Genomic DNA, 555 nt, shown 5'->3' with positions numbered 1-555 from the left:
TGGTGATGCTTTGGCCGTTATCGAGCGTGACGGTCAACGGGTTGGTGATGTTGGTCACCGGCGCGCCGTTTTTATCCACAAGGCTGGCGGTGTAAACGATGTTGCCGCCTTCGCCGACGGTGGTGGTGGCGGTCAGGACTACGTCGACCTTGTCGATAGTGTCGTTGATCGTTGTCGTTGTACCGTTGCCAGCAACTTCCAATTTCTCAAAGTTGCCGCCCGTTGCGTCGGTAATTTTGACTGTCTGCGTGCTCTTGTCGATGAACACGTCATCGGTAGGCGCTGGTACGGTCACGGTGCCGACGGTATCGCCGGCTTTGATGATAATCGACGAACCGTTGTCCAGTTTCAGCGTAACGTCGCTGCCCGCTTTGTTAGAGAGCGTAGCGGTGTAAGTGATCTGGCCACCTTCGTTGACGGCGGTTGGCGCGGTCAGCGTGACGGTAGTGGTATCAGCGGTGCCTGGGGTATCGGTGACGGTCGTATTGACTGCCGTCTTACCTGGCACCAGGTTCTCAAAGTGCTCGCCACCGGTGACAGTCTTGATAGCAGTGG

Annotated in this window: 1 protein-coding gene; it reads right to left on the bottom strand. The window is 56.9% G+C overall.

The genetic code is table 11. The features are described from left to right. Window positions 1-555 (bottom strand): immunoglobulin-like domain-containing protein (locus BFQ04_RS30050; protein WP_256544591.1); only part of this gene is annotated, 555 nt, incomplete at both ends.

This window comes from Pseudomonas sp. 37 R 15 (assembly GCF_900004865.1).
Taxonomy (GTDB): domain Bacteria; phylum Pseudomonadota; class Gammaproteobacteria; order Pseudomonadales; family Pseudomonadaceae; genus Aquipseudomonas; species Aquipseudomonas fluorescens_AM.
This window is presented reverse-complemented; position numbering and strand designations above follow the sequence as displayed.